Below are 16,101 nucleotides of genomic sequence, written 5' to 3'. Positions count from 1 at the left end.
TAAGCATTAAATGGCAAGCGTAGGTATATTTTTTGGCAGTGACACAGGCAACACTGAACACGTTGCTAAGATGATACAAAAAGAGCTAGGTAAACAGCTTGTAGACGTCAAAGACATTGCAAAAAGTAGTAAAGAAGAAATTGCAGAGTTTGATTTGATCTTATTCGGCATTCCTACATGGTATTACGGTGAAGCGCAGTGTGACTGGGATGATTTTTTTCCTGAATTAGAAGAAGTTGATTTTGAAGGTAAGTTGGTAGCCATATTTGGTTGTGGTGATCAAGAAGACTACGCAGAATACTTCTTAGATGCTATGGGTATGGTCAATGACATCGTCACAGAGCGCGGCGCTATCGTTGTTGGTAATTGGTCAACTGATGGATACCAATTTGAAGCATCTAAAGCGCTCGTTGATGACAATCATTTTGTTGGCCTTGGTATTGATGAAGACAGGCAACCTGAACTTACTGAAAAGCGCGTTAAAGACTGGTCTGCACAAGTATACGATGAGATGTGTCTTGCCGAGCTAGAAGATTAAATTCATGCATGCTTTGCACTTAATTGCAGAGCACGTTATTCTTAGGTCTAGCAGCGTCGTGCAGATAGCCTAAGATAAATACACATAATAGATTGAGACAGATTTAATGACTGATCACAACTTAGAACTAAAAAAAGCAGGTTTAAAGGTAACCCTCCCTAGAATCAAAATTCTAGAGATTTTACAATCTCCAGATAATCAGCATATTAGCGCTGAAGATGTTTATAAAATTTTATTAGATTTAGGGGAAGAAATTGGTCTAGCGACCGTTTACCGTGTTTTAAACCAGTTTGATGACGCGGGCATTGTAAGCCGTCACCATTTCGAAGGTGGAAAGTCAGTATTTGAACTCTCTGGTAGCACCCACCACGACCATCTTGTTTGTCTTAGATGTGGTAAAGTGGTTGAGTTTGAAGACGATGTTATTGAAACTCGCCAAGAAGAAATAGCCAAGCAAAATGGTATTAAGCTCACCAATCATTCACTTTACCTTTATGGTGAATGTGAAGATAAAGCGGCGTGTAAAACATACGCAGATAATAACGGTAATTAATTAACCTTTACTATCTGCCTTTTTGATTTAAACCGGCTTTAGCCGGTTTTTTTATCTCTACTTATTCGTCTTTGATTAAATATTCCTAGCATTCCTTCACATATAACTGTTATTTTAAACTGTATAAATATACAGATAAATCGCATGTAAGTTTTTTAAGGAAGATAATATGTACAAAATTTTTGAACGCTTTACTGATGCCTTTCCTGATAACTCTGTATCTCAGCCGCCAAACACACTGTTTGCATTTTGCCGCTTTTATACCAAAGGGATGGAGTGGCCATTAATGCTTATGTCAATCAGCGCTGCTATGTTAGCAATACTCGAAGTTACCTTGTTTAGCTATATGGGCAACTTAGTTGATTGGTTATCAGCCTACACGCCAAAAGCTCTCTTTGAACAAAAGCGTTCAGAGCTTGTTATGATGGCGGTTATAACATTAATTGTGTTACCTATTTTAGTGTTTTTTCACTCTGCGATCTTACACCAAAGCCTGCTAGGTAACTACCCAATGTCTATCCGCTGGCAAGCACACCGGTATTTACTCAAGCAAAGCATGAGCTTTTATCAAGATGAATTTGCCGGGCGTATTGCAACCAAAGTTATGCAAACAGCGCTAGCCGTACGTGAAAGTGTAATGAAATTACTTGATGTACTCGTTTATGTCTTTGTCTATTTTGGTGCAATGTTAGCATTAGTAGCGCAAGCAGATTTACGGCTAATGCTGCCAATGTTGACTTGGTTCGTTTTATATATCTGTGTACAGGTTTACTTTGTGCCAAAACTAAAAAGGGTTTCTAGTGCACAAGCTGATGCACGCTCCGAAATGACAGGGCGTATCGTAGATAGCTATGCGAATATTTCGACTGTAAAACTTTTTTCTTACACGCAAAGGGAGGAAGAGTATGCTAAAGACAGCATGGATGTATTTATTCAACCTGTGTATAAACAAATGCGCTTAGCAACATCGTTAAATGTATGCGTTCAAATACTGAACTATTCATTAGTTTTTTCAGTCGCTGCACTTTCTGTTTACCTGTGGTCATTCAACGCTATCACCGTTGGCGCTATCGCCATTACCGTTAGTTTAGCACTGCGTCTAAATGGTATGTCACAATGGATTATGTGGGAAGTAAGTGGCTTATTTGAAAATATAGGCACCGTTACGGATGGGATCACCACCCTATCTAAACCCGTTGATATACAAGATTCACCTGACGCTGAGCCGCTTGAATTTAAAAATGGTGCAATAGATTTTAGCCAACTAAATTTTGCCTACAAACGTTTAGATAAGAATATACAGAGCAATGTGATCAATAACCTAAGTTTATCCATCAAACCAGGGGAAAAAGTCGGCGTCGTAGGTCGCTCAGGCGCAGGTAAATCAACATTAGTGAACTTGTTATTAAGGTTTTACGACCTAGATAACGGGACAATTACAATAGATGGACAAGATATTTCAACGGTCACGCAAGAGAGTTTACGCCAACATATTGCTATGGTCACGCAAGACACCTCACTACTACATAGAAGTGTACGTGATAATATTTTATATGGTCGCCCTAACGCAACAGAACAAGAGCTAATTGAAGCAACTAAGCAAGCGCAAGCTTTTGATTTCATCCAACAGCTGGAGGATGCAAAAGGTAATCAAGGATTTGATGCTCAAGTAGGTGAGCGAGGCATTAAACTCTCTGGCGGTCAACGCCAGCGTATTGCAATAGCACGAGTTTTACTTAAAAATGCCCCTATTCTTATTTTAGATGAAGCAACTTCAGCACTTGATTCTGAGGTTGAATCTGTGATTCAAGAAAGTCTCGATGCACTGATGACTGCAAAGACCGTGATTGCTATTGCTCACCGGCTATCGACAATCGCACAAATGGATAAACTCATCGTTATGGAAAAAGGCGAAATAGTTGAGCACGGTACACACCAAGAACTGCTGGCATCTGGCGGAATTTATGCAAAACTATGGGCTCACCAAACTGGTGGTTTTATTGGTGTAGAGTAATACCAGAGCAAAATAATAAACATGCTTGGTCTATAAGCTCTTCAAGTGCCTCTTCATCTAGGGGTGCTTGCCATTTTATAGCTTGCTCCCAATATGTCAGCTTTTTTAACCCTCCCCAGAAAAACGCAGCGGCAAAATGTGCTTTAAATTGGCCTAAACAATGCGCACTTTCTGCATCTTCAAACCACTGTAATAACGCTTTTTCACAGGTCATAAAGCGTTTGTTGAGGGCTTCTGCACGTTCTTTCGAGCGCATCGATTCAATCAGAACAATACGTGATAAAGTCAAATAATCGTCATCACTGAGCATCGTCACAGCATTTGTGGCTAGATTTTTAAGCTGGGTGATAAAGTCATAATTAGGAATAAACTGTATCGCCGTTAAGGGTTCGACCCGTGAGAGAAGTAACTCTACCACAACATCAAAAAGTGCTTCTTTATTGGCAAAGTGCTTATAAAGGGTACGCTTCGATACGTTTGCATTATTGCTTATTTGCTCCATCGTCGTAGCTGACACACCGTGCTGTGCAAATAATTCAATTGCTGCACGTAAAATATCTAACTGTTTTATTGAATAATCGGCCATAGTAAACTTAAACCACCTGAGTTGTTAACCGTATTTTAATGATTATAGCTTGAAATAGAAAGGTAAACGATATCGTTTACCTTTCTATTAAATACGTATAGACTTACGCTTACCTGCGTAAAAGTCGTCCATTTAAGTTTACTTTGGTATATATTGTAATGGTGGTAGGCATACATTAGTCAGCTCAATTCGTGTTAGATAAGCCCATATCTCGATACGACTAAAGCCCTTAAGTCTTTATACGAAAAATTTAAATCACTAAAAAATGGAATTGGAGTAAACATGTATTCACACTTCTTCAACCGTGTAATATTCTTTATATTAACGGTTAGTGTATTAATGATACTAACTGGTTGCCAAGAACAACAAACTCAACCCGAGACTCACTCAATGCCCCCTGCAACAGTGAGTGTAATAGCAGTAAGTAAAACAAATGTGCCTATTCATATAGAACTACCTGCAACCCTTGCCGGTAATAAAGAGGTTGAAATCAGAGCTCGAGTATCTGGTATTGTTGAATCTAGAAATTTTGAAGAAGGGCAAATAGTGAGCACGGGGCAATCATTATTCACTTTGGATTTAAACCCTTTCACACTAGAGCTCAACAAAGCACAAGCTTTATTAAACGCAGCAAAGGCACAAGTTGAGCAAAACAAACGTGAGCGAGATCGTTTTGAAACGTTAACGAACGAGCGTTCAGTTTCTAAACGAGACTTTGATAATGCGGCTTCAAATTATGACATTTCTTTGGCTAATTTAGAATCAGCCAAAGTGGCACTCAATGAAGCAAAACTTAATTTAGAGTACGCTCACGTGAAAGCGCCAGTTTCAGGTATTATAGGCCGCGAGTTAGTATCAGAAGGAAGTTATGTCTCTGGACCTGACGTGCTGCTTGCAGAACTTACCGATACGACCAACATGCGCGTACGATTTGGCTTTTCTGAACGAGAACAGCTTAAAATGCGCCAAGATGTCACAAATGGCAGTCTAACTCTACCCTTACATAATGAATTTGATGCTCAAATTATTTTGCAAGATGGGAGTATCTATCCTCACACAGGCAAAGTTAACTTCTCTGATGTTAGAGTTAATCGCTACACTGGGACTAGTGAACTACAGGCTAAAGTTGTTAATCCTAATTCACAATTAAGGCCTGGCCAATTTGTGCGCGTGCGCTTAGCTGGCGCTGTTCGCCATAATGTTGTCTTGTTACCTCAAAGAGCAGTACTTGACAATGGAACGGGTAAATTTGTTTATATTGCCACCGAAAATAAACAAAATCAGCTAATTGCCTTGCCAGCACCAGTTAAGGTCGGTGAATGGGTTCAACAAAATGGTAAAAATTACTGGGTGATCAGAGAGGGACTCACTCCCAATCAACGTGTAATAACTGAAGGTATGGCAAGAATATTCTTCCCAGGAATGCCAATACAAGTGGCTGACAAAGGAGAATAATTGCATATGTTTTCACGCTTTTTTATCGACAGGCCTATTTTTGCATTTGTCATATCAATTGTTATTGTACTCGCAGGCCTTGCGGCAATGCGCAGCCTTCCCATTGCACAATACCCTGAAATAGCCCCACCTGTCGTCCAAGTTACTGCGGTATACCCTGGTGCGTCAGCTGAGGTTCTAGAACAAACTGTTGCCGCCCCCATTGAGAATGCAATTACCGGTGTTGAAGGCATGATGTATATGAGTTCAACAAGTACTAACTCAGGGGTTACAACGATAGCGGTCACCTTTGAAATTGGCACTGACGTGGACCAAGCAGCAGTCAATGTCAATAACAGGGTTAAACAAGTTGAAGCCCGTTTACCTGAAGAAACACGCCGACAAGGAGTGGTTGTTGCAAAAGGCTCTTCAAGCTTTTTACAAGTACATGCTTTTTATTCACCTGACGACTCCCGAACCAGTTTATGGACATCCAACTATGTCACGATGAATGTACTCGATAGAATAAAACGGATCCCAGGTACTACAAACGTACAAATCTTTGGGGCAAAAGACTACGCAATGCGTGTCTGGCTGCGCCCGGATATTATGAGCCAACTAGGTGTAACGGTTGAAGAAGTATCTGCTGCAATTAGAGAACAAAACTCCCAATATGCTGCAGGTCAAATTGGTGCGACGCCTACGGCAGAACATGCACAAGAATTAGTTTACAGCGTAACGGCTCAAGGCCGTTTATCAACAGTTGATGAGTTTGAGGATATATTAATTCGCGTCAATCCAGATGGCTCAAACTTAAGATTGAAAGATGTAGCACGCGTAGAATTGGGTTCCAAAGATTATAACTTTGCCGGTACTGTTAATGGCAAACAAGCTGTTTTACTTGGTATATTTTTGCAACCTGGTGCTAATGCGTTAGACGTTGCTGAACAAGTAAAAGACACGATTGAACAACTTAAGTCACAATTTCCTTTGGGCTTATCCCACCTTACCGCTTATGACACAACCCGTTTTGTAGAAGTATCAATCCGAGAGGTGCTTATCACGCTTGGCGAAGCTATGGTTCTTGTCTTTCTCGTCGTCTACTTATTTTTACAAAATTGGCGAGCAACGCTTATTCCTACGCTGGCTGTACCAGTATCCTTGCTCGGTACTTTTGCTGGCATGTATATGCTCGGGTATTCAATTAATACTTTAACTCTATTTGGCATGGTGTTATCCATTGGTATTGTAGTTGACGACGCTATTGTTGTGCTTGAAAATGTCGAACGTATCATGCATGAAAAGCACGTCAGTGCACGCGAAGCAGCTATTCAAGCAATGCAAGAAGTTAGTGGTCCAGTTGTGGCCATTGTACTGGTACTTTGCTCCGTGTTTGTACCCATCGCCTTTTTAGGTGGATTAACAGGTGAGTTGTTTAGGCAGTTCGCTATCACGATTTCTATTTCTGTTAGTTTATCAGGTGTTGTTGCATTGACTATGACTCCCGCATTATGCGTGATGATTTTAAAGCATGAGCACAAGCAAGCTGCTGGTTTTTTTGTATGGTTTAATACATTGTTTGCCAAGATCACAGCCCGTTACGTGAGCTCAGTTAGCTTTATGATTAGACGTGGTTTATTAGGCTTGGTGCTGGTTGGCACTATGGTCAGTGTTACAGGTGTAATGTGGAAAAACACACCTAGTTCACTCGTTCCAGATGAAGATCAAGGGTTCTATATTTCTGCCATATTTTTACCTGATGGTTCATCACTTGAGCGCACTGCAAAAGTTGTTGATGAAGTGATCGAAGCCGTGCAATCTAATCCCGCAAACGAAAACGTAATCGCTTTTACAGGTTTTGACTTTATAGGCAATGGCTATAAAAACAGTGCAGCTACAATGTTTGTGACACAAAAACACTGGGATGAACGCGACGTGGACACCAAATCTCTAGTTGGTGAATTGTATATGAAAACGGCTCATATCAATGAGGCACTGGTGCTAGCTTTCAATCCACCCGCTATTTTTGGGCTAGGTAACACCGGTGGCTTCGAAGTTTATCTGCAAAATAAAGGCGCAGGCGGTAGCGAAAAATTAAAGCAAGGTATGCAATTACTGATGGCAGAAGCACAAAAAAGCCCTGTACTTGCCAGCTTACAAACACTGTGGCGACCGGATGCTCCTCAGTTGAAAGTGCATATGGATAGAGAGCAAGCAAGAGCAATGGGTGTAAATATTAATAGTGCATTTAATGCCCTTGGTGCCAATTTAGGCACTTATTATGTGAATGATTTTAACAAATTTGGTCGCGCTTGGCAGGTGCTACTTTCTGCAGAAGCCGAATTTAGAATGACCCCAGAAGATGTAGGGAGAATTTATGTTAAAAATAATCAAGGTGACATGGTACCTATTTCCGCTTTCACTGACATTGAGTATAGTCGCGGCCCTGAAACTTTAGAGCGTTATAACAACCTATCAGCTGTAAAACTGCTTGGTGAACCCGCGCCGGGCTATAGCTCTGGTCAAGCTATCGCTGAAATGGAACGTATTGCACGTAAAGTGCTGCCTCCTGATATGAGTTATGATTGGACCGGTTCTGCCTTTCAAGAAAAACAAAGCTCTGGCACTACAGGCCTTGCACTGGGTTTGGCGGTTATTATGGTATTTTTGATTTTAGCCGCATTGTATGAACGTTGGTCACTACCTTTATCAGTATTACTGGCACTGCCTTTTGGTACATTTGGCGCACTCATATCAATCTGGATAGCAGGACTGACGAATGATGTTTACTTTCAGATAGGCTTGGTTACGCTGTTGGGACTTGCCAGTAAAAATGCAATTTTAATCGTCGAGTATGCGCTGATGAAACATCAACAAGGTTGGAGTGCAAGTGCAGCTGCACTTGAAGCTGCCAGATTAAGGTTTAGACCAATAATCATGACCTCACTTGCGTTTATTTTAGGGGTTGTACCTCTTGTGATTAGTTCAGGAGCTGGCGCTGGAGCGCGCCATAGTGTTGGTACTGGTGTTATGGGTGGCATGATGGCTGCAACTTTTTTAGCGGTATTTTTTGTACCGTTATTCTTTTTCTGGTTAACAAACCGCCAACTAACCGAAAAGCGCTCTTGTAAAGAGTTAGCTGATGAAATAGCACTGCAACATAAAAAAGAGCATGTCGATACTAATGAAGGTTTAGTCTAAGGGTTTTAAGAGGCGGCCGCTGGCCGTCTCATCTTATATTGCTAGGTAAAATTAAAAACACTTTCTACTTCAATGCCATAACAAACTTCATCAAAAGGATATTTGTTCATTGTTAAGCCAAGCGCACGGTCCAAATTAACAGCGCCATATTTTTCGTAAAACATACAAGCTCGGATGTTTTTTGCATAAATCCATGTATATGCTTTGTGATACCCTTGTTCGTGCAACTTAAGCAAACGCGCCTTTAATAGTGCTTGCCCTATTCCCTTATTTTGATAGCTTGGTAGCACATATCCTCGATATAATTCTGCCGCATTTAATTTACATACCTTACGGCTAACTGGGTTATGCAAATTTCGATATGCCCCAGCTGTGCCGCATGCAATAATTTTGCTCCCATCGCATAGCAAGACTGCACTATGTTTTTTTGGCTTAGCTAACATCGCATGCCAGATATTTTCAAAAAAGTCTAATGTCCCCTTTTCTAATACTTCCTGTGGAAGAAATTCACTAAAAGCAGTTTGCCAACTTTCAAAAGTCACACCTGCCATTGCTTGTGCATCTGATAAAACTGCGTTTCTTATTGTAAAGTTGCTTGGCAAAGATAAGGCCACTGTCAGCGATTTTGCATCCTTGTCGATTATTTCCATATAAAACCCCACTTTTAGTTAATTATTAAGTAACAACTTAATACATTATTATTACAATGCTTTATTTGTACAAATTATTATTCGTTTTAACACATTCTTTATTTTCACACCGTGTGGCGTCTATGGCGTTTTGCATGCTAAGCCGTTAATATTAAATAAAACACTACATTGGTCATGCTATGAGTAAGCAACTTCAAGACAATTTTGAGCAATACTTTCAAATTGACGACATAAATCAAGTCAATCTAAAAGAAGTAAGCAATGAGGAAGTACCTAAAAGTGTGGCTGAACTAGAATTAAAAATACCAGCCCTATTCAAACTCGCTACAGAAATGAAAGAACTGGATCACAGCATGCTCAGTCCACTTAGGAATATGGGAGACTTAGCATCGGAGCTTGCGTCATTTTTACAAGCACAGTCGCGTAAAATTGATCTCATGATGAGTCATATATTAGCAACAGAACAACCTGATGAAGACAATATTTTTTGTGACTCATATGGCGGTGGCGGTATTCGCTTTAGCGATAATCTAGTGCACCCTAAAGGCACTGCGTTTCGTACCAAGTTGTTTTTGCGCCAAGAAGCTGCCGCAATTTATTGTTACAGTGAAGTGATTGATGTTAAAGCGTTATCAGATGAGCAATTTCAACATACGCTCGCGTTTACAAAGATAAGAGAAGAAGATCGAGAACTTGTCGTGCGTGCCAGCCTCCATGCTCAAACTAGGCAGTTAAAAAAACGCCAATCAGAACCAGATGAAGAACAAAATAGCTGACACCTTACAACACAGTGATAAACTATCACCTTGTTCATAAATTAATGTTTGATCATGACCTTTAGACTTTTACCTGAATGGGCACCACAAGACGCAGTAATGCTGACTTGGCCACATAAAAAAACTGACTGGGTTGACATATTAGCAGAGGTGGAGCCGGTTTATGTCACGCTTTGCCAGCATATTAGCCAAATGCAACTTGTAGTTATCGTTGCACATGATGAGACGCTAAAAGCGCATGTCTCACAACTATTATCTAATGCAGGTGTTGAACTTTCAAAGATCATATTTGTCGTTGCTCCATGTAATGATACTTGGGCTCGAGATCATGGTCCTTTAACATGTGCAAATGAACAAGGCGAACTTTGCATTAAGGACTTTACCTTTAACGGTTGGGGCAATAAGTTTGCAGCAAATTTTGATAATGCGATTAACAAGGCATTAGTCAAGCACACAGCCCATTGCACTAATCAATATCAGTCGTTTGATTTTGTGCTTGAAGGTGGTGGTGTTGAAATAAACGAACATGGTGTATTACTAACGACTTCTGAATGTTTACTTAATCCTAATCGTAACCCTAACTACGATAAGCAAAGTATTGAGTCATTACTAGAAAAAGAGCTTGGAGCGCAAAGTTTTTTATGGGTTGATCATGGCTACTTGGCTGGCGACGATACAGACAGTCACATAGATACACTCGTTAGATTCGCGCCACACAATACACTTGTATACGTCAAGTGCGACGACCAAAATGACGAACATTTTACCGCGCTTGCTGCGATGGAAAAACAGTTGCGATCTTATAAGACAACTGATGGTGATGCTTATAAACTAGTTGCGCTGCCTTGGCCTAAATCGGTATTCAATGACGAAGGTGAACGTTTGCCAGCTACTTATGCAAATTATTTAATAATCAATAACACAGTTTTGGTGCCCCTTTATAACGATAGTCATGATGCATTTGCCTTATCTCAAATACAAAGTGCCTACCCAGAACACACCATTATTGGTATTGATTGCCTGCCCATTATTCACCAATTTGGTAGTCTGCACTGTATCACAATGCAACTACCGCGTGGCTTTTTGAAATAGGACCACCCATGAAATCACACATACTCAAAGTTGGCTTAGTACAGCATGCTAATACTAGTAACGTGGCAAATAATGCAACAAAAACTGAACAAGGTATTCGCGATGCAGCAAACCAAGGTGCAACCTTAGTCGTATTACAAGAGCTACACCGCAGCCTATATTTTTGCCAAACTGAAGACACTGCACTGTTTGACTTAGCTGAAAGCATACCAGGCACCAGTACAGACTTTTATGGCGCGTTAGCAAAAGAGCTCGATATTGTAATTATTACGTCATTATTTGAAAAACGTGCCACTGGCTTATATCACAACACAGCTGTTGTTATTGAACGAGATGGTACTATCGCAGGAAAGTACCGGAAAATGCACATTCCAGACGATCCTGGATTTTATGAGAAGTTTTACTTCACACCGGGCGACCTTGGCTTCACCCCTATTGAAACATCAGTAGGAAAATTAGGTGTATTGGTATGCTGGGATCAATGGTTTCCAGAAGCTGCAAGGTTAATGGCTATGGCAGGTGCAGAATTACTTATCTATCCAACAGCAATCGGTTGGGACCCTCGTGATGATAAAGATGAACAAATACGCCAGCGTGATGCTTGGATTATTTCCCAAAGAGCGCACGCTGTAGCCAACGGCGTACCAGTCATTAGCGTCAATCGTGTTGGCTATGAGCTAGACCCAAGCGGCCAAAGTGACGGTATTCAATTTTGGGGCAACTCTTTTGCAGCAGGCCCCCAAGGAGAAATGCTCATTCATGCGAGCGAAAACCAAGAGCAAACTCTCGTCGTTGAAATCAACCAAGCACGCAGTGAGTCAGTGCGTCGAATTTGGCCATACCTGCGGGATCGTCGCATCGATCATTATGACGATCTTTGTAAGATCTATAGAGACTAATAACCACAAATAGGAGTGTTCAATGGCCTCTGCGCATTGGAGCGAACTACCTTGGGTAAAAAGCCCAAACGATAAAATCCATTGGGGTCAACTCAGTGGCAGCGGCTTAAGTGTGGCGCTAAGCTCTGGTATTGCACAACACCATGAATTGGTTGTTATTGTTACCCCAGATACACCTTCGGCCCTGCGCTTAGAAACAGAGCTTGAGTATTTATTACCAGAGCGCCCAGTGATGGTATTTCCTGATTGGGAAACTCTGCCCTATGATCACTTTTCACCACATCAAGATATTATTTCTCAACGCCTAGCATCTTTAAATGCACTGAAAAGACAAAGCGACAGCGTATTAATTGTACCAGTTGCTACTTTGATGCTTCGTACTGCCCCACCCGCTTTTATTTACGGTAATGCACTTAAATATAAAGTAGGCGATATCATTGATGCACAGCAACTCAAATTATCATTGAGTGAATCTGGCTACCGTCACGTGCAGCAAGTCATGGAGCATGGCGAATTTGCGGTTCGCGGCTCAATTGTAGATTTATTCCCCATGGGTAGCCCACACCCATATCGCTTTGATTTTTTTGATGATGAGTTAGATAGCATCCGATTATTTGATATCGAAACTCAACGCTCTAGTGACAAAGTCGATGACATTGATTTACTCCCTGCACATGAATTTCCAACTAACGAAGCTGATATTGAACGTTTTCGAGTTGCTTATCGTGAAGTCTTTGGCGCAAGTGCTGAACAAGATTCGATTTACATGCAAGTAACCAAAGGTCATTGGCCTGCAGGGATAGAATATTACCTACCACTGTTTTACGAGCAACTTGCTACCATCTTTGATTATTTACCTGATAATGCAACGTTCATGCACCTAGGCGATATTGAGCATTCGGCCAATATTTTTTGGCAGGATGTAGAAAAGCGATATGAAAATCGTCGAGTCGACCCACTTAGGCCATTACTGAAACCAGTTAAATTGTATCAGCCTATTGATGAACTATTCAGTAACTTTAACCGATATGCACGTATCAAGCTCAGCCAAGCCAAGTTAGGCACGAAAGCTGGCCATACAAATTTGGCCGCAAATGAACTTACAGATATTCGTATTGACCATAAACAGTCACAGCCTTATAGCGCAGTATTGGACTATATTGCAGCGCAAAAAAAACAACAATCACGCGTTATATTTAGTGTTGAATCAGATGGTCGACGTGAGTCGCTAATCACCTTGCTAAAACCCAGCGGACTAAAGCTTAAAGAGTTTGACAACTTTTCAAAATTTATCAGCAGTAAAGCAGATGTCGGCCTGATTGTAAGTCCACTTGAGCAAAGCGTATGTTTGGCAGGCTCATCAAAGTTAGACAAGCCAGCTTTGAGTATCATTACAGAGCAAGAGCTCTTAGGGATTAAAGTATCGCAGCGTCGACGTCGTAAACATAAATACGAGCAAGGCCAAGATGCGCTCATTCGCAATTTAGCCGAATTAAAAGAAGGTCAGCCGATTGTTCACCTTGATCATGGTGTTGGCCGCTACATAGGCTTACAGACGATTGATGCCGCAGGTGTTGCAACTGAGTTCGTCACCATTACCTATGCCAGTGAAGCTAAATTATATGTGCCAGTATCGGCATTGCATATGCTCAGCCGTTACTCTGGTGGTGAAGAAGCATCAGCACCATTACACAAGCTTGGATCCGATGTATGGGAAAAAGCCAAGCGCAGAGCGGCTGAAAAAGTCAGGGATGTGGCTGCTGAGCTGCTTGATATTTATGCCAAGCGTCAAAGCAAACCTGGTTTTGCATTTAAATTGGATGGCGCAATGTACCGCGACTTTGCGACGAGCTTTCCATTTGAAGAGACCGATGACCAACGCAACGCCATAGAAGCTGTTTTAGCTGATATGCAGTCAAACCAAGCAATGGATAGGTTAGTGTGTGGTGATGTTGGTTTTGGGAAAACTGAAGTAGCCATGCGTGGCGCATTTGCTGCTATAAATGATAATAAACAAGTTGCTGTATTGGTGCCTACTACTTTATTAGCGCAACAGCATTTTGAGAACTTTAAAGACCGCTTTGCCGACTTACCCGTTGAAGTAGGCGTACTATCGCGTTTTAATAGTTCAAAACAACAAAAAGAGACACTAGATAAACTAGCAACTGGTCAAATTGATATTGTAATTGGCACTCACAAACTGATCCAAGAAAACATCAAGTTTAGTGATTTAGGCTTACTAATAGTAGATGAAGAGCACCGTTTTGGCGTGCGTCAAAAAGAAAAAATCAAACAGCTAAGAGCCGATGTAGATATACTAACGCTCACTGCAACCCCTATCCCACGTACATTGAATATGGCGATGAGCGGCATGCGTGACTTATCTATCATCGCCACACCACCTGCAAAACGTCTAGCAATAAAAACCTTTGTGAAAGAGCGTAATGATGAACTCATCCGCGAAGCAATTTTACGAGAGATCAAGCGCGGTGGGCAAGTTTATTTTTTGCACAATAATGTGGAGACAATTGATAGAACAGCCGCAGATATTGCACAATTAGTACCAGAAGCAAGCGTTGCGGTTGCTCATGGACAAATGCGAGAGCGAGAACTTGAGCACTTGATGAGTGATTTCTATCATCAAAAGCATAACGTATTAGTATGTACTACTATTATCGAAACTGGCATTGATATACCTACTGCAAATACGATTATCATGGATAGAGCAGACCGGTTAGGGCTTGCACAAATGCACCAATTACGTGGTCGTGTTGGGCGCAGCCATCACCAAGCTTATGCTTATTTGCTTACCAAAAGTACGCAAACCTTGACTAAGGACGCAGTTAAGCGCCTGCAAGCAATAGAATCATTAGAAGACTTGGGCGCCGGTTTTGCCTTAGCAACCCATGATTTAGAGATACGCGGAGCTGGTGAGCTACTTGGGGATGACCAAAGTGGTCAAATTCAATCGGTAGGTTTTAATTTATACATGGAGATGCTCGATCAGGCCGTACAAGCACTCAAAGATGGCAAAGAGCCAACGCTTGATAATCTTTTACAACAACATACTGATGTTGAACTTAAAATTCCTGCACTGCTTCCTGATGACTATATTCCTGATGTCAATATGCGTCTTAGCATGTACAAACGTATTGCTAGTGCAAAAAGTGCTGATGAATTAGATGAACTTCAAGTGGAGTTAATTGACCGATTTGGTTTACTGCCTGATGCAGCTAAAAACCTATTTCAAGTACAGCTTTTGAAAATAAAAGCCAATGACTTAGGTGTCAGTAAAATTGAGGCAAATATTAAAGGGGGTTACTTTGAGTTCAATGAAACAACAAAAGTTAACCCAGCATTCATCATCGGTTTGATACAAAGCAATCCTCGCGTATACAAGATGGAAGGTGCCAATAAGCTGCGCTTTGCCATTGAAGAAAAAAATGCCAAAGAGCGCTTAAAGCTCATTGATGCTATGATAGAGGACTTTCAGAAAAAGGCTGTTGCATGAAGCACTTAATACTAAAATCAGCGTTCACCTTGCTGCTAGTTACACAACCATTTTCAGCACATGCCGTGCGTTGGTTTGAGGTGGAAATGATTGCATTTGAGCAACAACCTGCGTCAATGTTACGTGAGGACTTTACATTGGTTCACCCTGATATTGAAGGTAAAAATCAACGCGATTTACTCACAAGCGGATTCAACGCGCAAGGACAACAGCGCTGCCTTGAAGGCGACTCCGATTTTGACCCTCGTGCGCTAATAGATAAGCTAGATGGCTCATATTCTTGGAGCTGTCCTGATAGCTACGATTACATCTCTCGCTATGAAACGTTACCAATTTCGCCCTATGCACAATCACAAGAACATATGGACAACATTTATCTATTGTCAGAGCAACAATTACAATTTTCAAATATTTTAAAAAAGCTGCAACGCAAGGGGCAAAAACCGATTTTACATACGGGATGGCGATTTCCAGAGCAAAGTCAACGACGTGCCCCTTTTATCAAAATCTATGGGGGAAAGCGCTTTAAATCTCCAGTTAGTTATAAACTTGTCGATACAGTGCAGCACGATGGATATTCAGGACTCTTAAATCCATCATTTGAGTTACACAAAGAGGGTGGCAAAGATAATTGGCAACTCGAAGGATTACTAAAGATCCATGTGCGACATTACTTATATGTAACAAGTAATATTGATATTCGTTATCAATTAGAAGATGGTGCAATTGAAAAAGCAAGAATGTCTCAGTTTACACGTGTATACAGCGGAGACATACACTATTTAGATCATCCAAAGCTTGGAATTATCTTTCAAATTAGAAAATATCAACACTAGGAACGAGGAAA

12 protein-coding genes are annotated in these 16,101 nt (G+C 41.0%); 10 read left to right on the top strand and 2 right to left on the bottom strand.

Annotated features, from left to right (window positions below):
• The first annotated feature begins 10 nt into the window (after window positions 1-10).
• The 3 genes from fldA (at window position 11) to OCI93_RS13335 (ending at window position 3,105) form a co-directional block, all read left to right on the top strand.
• Window positions 11-538 (top strand): flavodoxin FldA, encoded by a 528-nt coding sequence (fldA, locus tag OCI93_RS13345; protein ID WP_261593518.1) that lies wholly within the window; start codon window positions 11-13, stop codon window positions 536-538.
• A 106-nt stretch (window positions 539-644) separates the two neighbouring features.
• Window positions 645-1,091, top strand: coding sequence for a ferric iron uptake transcriptional regulator (gene fur, locus OCI93_RS13340; RefSeq protein ID WP_261593517.1), 447 nt, complete (start codon window positions 645-647; stop codon window positions 1,089-1,091).
• Between the two features lie 169 nt (window positions 1,092-1,260).
• Complete coding sequence (locus OCI93_RS13335; RefSeq protein WP_261593516.1) at window positions 1,261-3,105, top strand: ABC transporter ATP-binding protein; 1,845 nt, start codon at window positions 1,261-1,263, stop codon at window positions 3,103-3,105.
• Here the strand turns inward: OCI93_RS13335 and OCI93_RS13330 are convergent.
• Entirely contained in the window at window positions 3,089-3,691 is a 603-nt protein-coding gene (locus OCI93_RS13330) for a TetR/AcrR family transcriptional regulator (protein ID WP_261593515.1), read from the bottom strand. The genes OCI93_RS13335 and OCI93_RS13330 overlap by 17 nt on opposite strands.
• A gap of 282 nt (window positions 3,692-3,973) precedes the next feature.
• Between OCI93_RS13330 and OCI93_RS13325 the strand changes: the two genes are divergently transcribed.
• Window positions 3,974-5,146: an efflux RND transporter periplasmic adaptor subunit gene (locus OCI93_RS13325; RefSeq protein WP_261593514.1), complete on the top strand. Its 1,173-nt coding sequence runs from the start codon at window positions 3,974-3,976 to the stop codon at window positions 5,144-5,146.
• A gap of 6 nt (window positions 5,147-5,152) precedes the next feature.
• Window positions 5,153-8,326: an efflux RND transporter permease subunit gene (locus tag OCI93_RS13320; RefSeq protein WP_261626592.1), complete on the top strand. Its 3,174-nt coding sequence runs from the start codon at window positions 5,153-5,155 to the stop codon at window positions 8,324-8,326.
• 41 nt (window positions 8,327-8,367) lie between these two features.
• Here OCI93_RS13320 and OCI93_RS13315 read toward each other — a convergent pair whose 3' ends face one another.
• Window positions 8,368-8,976, bottom strand: coding sequence for a GNAT family N-acetyltransferase (locus tag OCI93_RS13315; RefSeq protein WP_261626591.1), 609 nt, complete (start codon window positions 8,974-8,976; stop codon window positions 8,368-8,370).
• Between the two features lie 179 nt (window positions 8,977-9,155).
• Between OCI93_RS13315 and OCI93_RS13310 the strand changes: the two genes are divergently transcribed.
• From OCI93_RS13310 to OCI93_RS13290, 5 genes are read left to right on the top strand one after another with little or no spacing between them, the layout of a single operon-like run.
• The gene (locus OCI93_RS13310) at window positions 9,156-9,752 is read left to right on the top strand and encodes a PilZ domain-containing protein (protein ID WP_261593510.1); all 597 of its coding nucleotides are present in this window, start codon (window positions 9,156-9,158) and stop codon (window positions 9,750-9,752) included.
• A gap of 54 nt (window positions 9,753-9,806) precedes the next feature.
• On the top strand, window positions 9,807-10,844 hold the full coding sequence (locus tag OCI93_RS13305; RefSeq protein ID WP_261593508.1) for an agmatine deiminase family protein: 1,038 nt from the start codon (window positions 9,807-9,809) through the stop codon (window positions 10,842-10,844).
• 8 nt (window positions 10,845-10,852) lie between these two features.
• Window positions 10,853-11,743, top strand: coding sequence for a carbon-nitrogen hydrolase (locus tag OCI93_RS13300; RefSeq protein ID WP_261593506.1), 891 nt, complete (start codon window positions 10,853-10,855; stop codon window positions 11,741-11,743).
• A gap of 22 nt (window positions 11,744-11,765) precedes the next feature.
• Window positions 11,766-15,254 carry a transcription-repair coupling factor gene (gene mfd / locus OCI93_RS13295; RefSeq protein WP_261626590.1) on the top strand — a complete coding sequence of 1,163 codons (3,489 nt, stop codon included), beginning with the start codon at window positions 11,766-11,768 and terminating at the stop codon, window positions 15,252-15,254.
• A complete protein-coding gene (locus tag OCI93_RS13290) occupies window positions 15,251-16,090 on the top strand; it encodes a peptidoglycan binding protein CsiV (protein WP_261626589.1) in 840 nt (279 codons plus the stop codon). Before mfd ends, OCI93_RS13290 begins: the two co-directional genes overlap by 4 nt.
• Window positions 16,091-16,101: the final 11 nt, after the last annotated feature.

Origin of the sequence: Pseudoalteromonas holothuriae (assembly GCF_945859825.1) — a bacterium.
In the GTDB taxonomy this organism is placed as follows: domain Bacteria; phylum Pseudomonadota; class Gammaproteobacteria; order Enterobacterales; family Alteromonadaceae; genus Pseudoalteromonas; species Pseudoalteromonas holothuriae.
The sequence above is the reverse complement of the archived record's forward strand: the minus strand, read 5'-3'. Positions and strand labels throughout refer to the sequence as shown.

Bases quoted from the DNA above. Each gene is read 5' to 3' on its own strand.
- OCI93_RS13325 (WP_261593514.1), top strand. From the start codon at position 3,974: ATGTATTCACACTTCTTCAACCGTGTAATATTCTTTATATTAACGGTT.
- OCI93_RS13320 (WP_261626592.1), top strand. From the start codon at position 5,153: ATGTTTTCACGCTTTTTTATCGACAGGCCTATTTTTGCATTTGTCATA.
- fur (WP_261593517.1), top strand. From the start codon at position 645: ATGACTGATCACAACTTAGAACTAAAAAAAGCAGGTTTAAAGGTAACC.
- OCI93_RS13330 (WP_261593515.1), bottom strand. From the start codon at position 3,691: ATGGCCGATTATTCAATAAAACAGTTAGATATTTTACGTGCAGCAATT.
- OCI93_RS13305 (WP_261593508.1), top strand. From the start codon at position 9,807: ATGACCTTTAGACTTTTACCTGAATGGGCACCACAAGACGCAGTAATG.
- mfd (WP_261626590.1), top strand. From the start codon at position 11,766: ATGGCCTCTGCGCATTGGAGCGAACTACCTTGGGTAAAAAGCCCAAAC.
- OCI93_RS13335 (WP_261593516.1), top strand. From the start codon at position 1,261: ATGTACAAAATTTTTGAACGCTTTACTGATGCCTTTCCTGATAACTCT.
- OCI93_RS13300 (WP_261593506.1), top strand. From the start codon at position 10,853: ATGAAATCACACATACTCAAAGTTGGCTTAGTACAGCATGCTAATACT.
- OCI93_RS13310 (WP_261593510.1), top strand. From the start codon at position 9,156: ATGAGTAAGCAACTTCAAGACAATTTTGAGCAATACTTTCAAATTGAC.
- fldA (WP_261593518.1), top strand. From the start codon at position 11: ATGGCAAGCGTAGGTATATTTTTTGGCAGTGACACAGGCAACACTGAA.
- OCI93_RS13315 (WP_261626591.1), bottom strand. From the start codon at position 8,976: ATGGAAATAATCGACAAGGATGCAAAATCGCTGACAGTGGCCTTATCT.
- OCI93_RS13290 (WP_261626589.1), top strand. From the start codon at position 15,251: ATGAAGCACTTAATACTAAAATCAGCGTTCACCTTGCTGCTAGTTACA.